The 4,052-nt window shown below is 46.2% G+C and carries 3 protein-coding genes; all 3 read left to right on the plus strand.

All coding sequences use genetic code 11. The features are described from left to right. Window positions 1–132: 132 nt before the first annotated feature. The 3 genes from QZ938_RS32785 to QZ938_RS32795 all read left to right on the plus strand — a co-directional run bounded on the left by QZ938_RS32785 (window position 133) and on the right by QZ938_RS32795 (window position 3,481). Window positions 133–207, plus strand: coding sequence for a hypothetical protein (locus QZ938_RS32785; RefSeq protein ID WP_293356506.1), 75 nt, complete (start codon window positions 133–135; stop codon window positions 205–207). Window positions 208–520: 313 nt separating this feature from the next. Then, window positions 521–2,110, plus strand: coding sequence for a family 10 glycosylhydrolase (locus tag QZ938_RS32790; RefSeq protein ID WP_293356503.1), 1,590 nt, complete (start codon window positions 521–523; stop codon window positions 2,108–2,110). A gap of 246 nt (window positions 2,111–2,356) precedes the next feature. Next, window positions 2,357–3,481, plus strand: coding sequence for a transposase (locus QZ938_RS32795; RefSeq protein ID WP_293150856.1), 1,125 nt, complete (start codon window positions 2,357–2,359; stop codon window positions 3,479–3,481). Window positions 3,482–4,052 lie beyond the last annotated feature (571 nt).

A 4,052-nucleotide genomic window follows, 5' to 3' on the forward strand; every position in this document is an offset into this window, starting at 1 on the left:
ACACCTAATTATCAAGAATTAGCCAAAGCCATAGAGTTGGGGTTCAGTCAAGTTACATCATCAAATATTTTTAACTGGTTTACGCACTGCTGTTATTGTACCTCATCTTTCTGAGAAAGGCTATATCTCATCATCTATCGAGTAAAAGAAGAAAGCGTAGAAATTCTCCGTATCCTTCACAGTTCAAGAAAGTATCCAGAAAATTAGGTAATGTTGCCGATCGCACTTTTAGTTAATTTTAGCCAAAATTGGAGTGTTATTGAACCGCGAAGATGCGAAGGACACGAAGGAAGAAAGACGAAGAATCAGGAAGAAGTAGATAATCTTCTACGGAGAAGAGAGTAACAGGTGCGATCGCCTTTCCTGTATAGCTCGTGTTTTGCAATACCGATTTTACTTATTTGCCCGCTTAATGTACCATTGTGCCAAAATGTCAAGCGGACGCTCACACCAAACGTCCGTAAACGACAGTTAAACGCTCCCTCACACATTCCTCATGCGAAAAACTAAAACACTCTTTTTGTCAAGCCTGTTCGCGATCGGCTTAACAATCAGTTTCCTCCTAACTCCAGGCTGGTTATCACAATGGTTGCCGAATCGGGCGATCGCAAATCCACCCCCACAAACCCAAACCTCGGAATTTCGCGCCTTCTGGGTGGACGCATTCAACCCCGGTTTCAAAACGCCTCAAGAAGTAACCAAGTTGATTGCAGACGCACAGAAAGCTAATGCCAACGCGATCGTCGCCCAAGTCCGCCGCCGTGGTGATGCTTTTTATACGAGTGCGATCGAACCCCGCACCACCGATCCGAATGTTCCAGCAGGTTTCGATCCCCTCCAAGATTTGATTGACAAAGCCCACGCCGCAGGTATAGAAGTACACGCTTGGATGGTGACGCTACCAGTAGTTTCCGGTGGCAAACTTCCCGCCAATCATGTTTGGCAAGAACATGGGCCCAATGCCTCAGGAAAGGACAATTGGGCGATGCTGATTTCGAGTGGCGAAGCCAAGGGTTTTCTCGATCCAGGCAATCCAGATGCCCTAGATTATACTGTTTCTGTCTATTTGGACTTGCTGAAGCGCTACGATGTGGACGGCGTACAGTTGGATTACGTGCGCTACGGCGGGCCGAATTGGGGCTACAATCCTACTTCGATCGCCCGTTTCAACCAACAAAACGGTCGATCGGGCAAACCGGCAGCCACCGATCCTCTGTGGATGCAGTGGCGGCGCGATCAGGTGACAAATTTAGTGCGGAAGCTTTATGTAGAAGCGATGGCGATTAAACCGCGCGTTAAAATTACGGCGGCGACGATCGCCTGGGGTGACGGCCCGAAAAACGACGAAGCTTGGTATAAAACGCAACCCTACAGAGAAGTTTTGCAGGATTGGCGGGCTTGGCTGGAAGAAGGAATTATCGATATGGCGATGCCGATGACGTACCAGCGCGAGTACAAGCCACAGCAGAAACTCGGTTACGATCACTGGATCGAGTACGCTAAAGACCATCAGTATAACCGCCAAATTGCGATCGGCCCCGGCAACTATCTCAACTACATCGAAGACACTCTAGGGCAGATTCGTCGCGCCGAAGCGCCTTCTGCGAAAGGAAATCGCGTTGCTGGTACGGTGCTTTATTCCTACGCTAGCACCAATATTTACAGTAACGTTGAATTGCGATCGGGCGGTAGTGGTGATTTGCCCCGTCAGCCTTGGAAATTCCTGTCGCAGAGTAATGATTGGTTTTATAATGCGCTGTCGCAGCCTAGTCAATACGTTGACGCTGCGACGGGTAAAACTGTTCAAACTCAGCCTGTGTGGGCCACTCCGGCGGGGATTCCTGATATGCCTTGGAAGTCGCGGCCGACTGCTGGGGCGATCGCCGGAATGTTGCAGCGATGCCAAGGAAGCTGCGACGGTGCGGGCTTGACATTGCAGGCAGTTAATGCTGGTGGCAAGGTGCGGCAACTGCGGGCGGATGGTAAAGGATGGTTTGGGGCGATCGAGCTTTCACCCGGTTCTTATCAGTTGAAAGTTGATGGAAGTCAAATTCAACAAACAGTTAAGGTTGTCGCAGGTGAAGTCACAAAAGTAAATCTTGCTAGTTAGTAGCCACTTTGTAGGGTGCACAATCTGCACCTTACCAAAGAACTGGGTTTAAAGCCCCGTCTTTTTAGGACGGCTTTTCTTCTCTAAGTGCATCAATCCAATCCTCGACAAGCTGGGTCATTGTTTTTTCTTTTTGTTTGGCGATTCTCCGTAACTTCTCTAGCCGACTCACCGCAACCCGAATACTTAATCTTTGTTTGATCATTTGGCTACCCAATTGCTATCCGTTATGATATCATGGTTAACATGAAAACATTGAAGTTCAAGCTATATCAAAGCAAGCGGAACAGACATCTCAAGCGAAGCATCAATGCTGCCGGGGTGATCTACAACCATTGCATCGCACTCCACAAGCGGTACTACCGGATGTGGGGCAAGCACTTGAATTGCAGCAAACTTCAAAGTCATATTGCCAAACAAAGATCGCGTAAACCTTTCTGGCAACAAGTGGGTTCTCAGGCTGTGCAGGATATCTGTCAACGCATTGAGAAAGCCTACCAACTGTTTTTTAAGTATCACAAGAAAGGTGTTAGACCCCCTGGATTCAAGAAAGTCCGTAAATACAAATCATTCACCCTCAAGCAAGCTGGCTATAAATTTTTAGGTGGCAATCGAATTAAAATTGGGAATCGCGTTTATCAGTATTGGAACTCCAGAGAGATAGAGGGGAAAGTCAAGACGTTAACCATTAAACGTACTCCGTTAGGAGAATTGTTCATGGTTGTAGTCGTTGACAGCGTTGAAGAGTCTAAAATCAAAATCGAGACGAGTAGAATCGCTGGTTTTGATTTCGGCTTAAAGACGTTCCTCACTTGCTCAGATGGTTCCAAGATTGAATCACCGCAATTTCTCAAACAGTCCCTCGGCGCTATCAAGAAAGCAAATCGTCAGCATTCCAAAAAGCGGAAAGGTTCAGCCAATCGAGAAAGAGCAAGACTCCATTTAGTTCGCAAACACGAGGACGTAGTGAATCGTCGCTCTGATTGGTTCTGGAAATTGGCTCAGGAACTGACTGATAAGTTTGACGTGTTGTGCTTTGAGACTCTGAATCTAAAGGGAATGCAACGGCTTTGGGGGCGTAAAATCTCAGACCTTGCGTTTGGTAATTTCCTCCAAATTATCGAATGGGTTGCCAAAAAGAAAGGAAAACAAGTAGTTTTTATCGACCGTTGGTATCCATCTAGCAAGACTTGTTCGCACTGTAGACACGTTCTGAAAGAGTTAGATTTGAACACAAGACAATGGCGTTGTCCGTCCTGTCAGAATGTAAATGATAGAGACGAGAACGCTGCAATAAATATTTGTGCGGTTGGGGCATCAACCGTTAAGTTAGGCGATGTTAGACAGGCTATGCCTGCAATTGCTGTTTGAGCTTAGAATCCCCTCGCCTTCAGGCAGGGGAGTATGTCAAAAATTCATAAATTATCTATTTGTAAGGATTGATTTCGGCAATAAGTCTAATAGACTTGAATTGCAAAAATAATTAGACTTCTTGCAAAAGTCGGGAATAGGGAACAGGGAACGGGGGACAGCGAACAAGAATTTATGCAAACAACACCGCAAAAATATTTTTGCGGTGTTGTCTAATAATTGCAGTCGGTTTCAACCGACTTAAGCTATAGCAATCCTAAATGATTCATGCAGATTTGTAGGGGTAGTGCCCCGTGCCTACCCCCTATCTATCGGGCTAACCTGGATCTTTAAGAACCCCCTACAAAATCATGCAAATGATTTAGGACTGCTATATGAGGCAGGGGTTTAAACCCCTGCCGGAATGTGAGAAAGCGCCTTAAGCTGACAGCAGGAAAACAAGTTAAGGGACTCGCGGATAAATAAAATACCAGTCACAATGGGATAATTGTGATATCCCATTTTGGTAAAGTTTCAGAACGTTGCCATGAGGGCAAATACTGTTTTAACTCATGAGGTAAGACTTTCACTC

Origin of the sequence: Microcoleus sp. CAWBG27, assembly GCF_020883145.1 — a bacterium.
In the GTDB taxonomy this organism is placed as follows: domain Bacteria; phylum Cyanobacteriota; class Cyanobacteriia; order Cyanobacteriales; family Microcoleaceae; genus Microcoleus.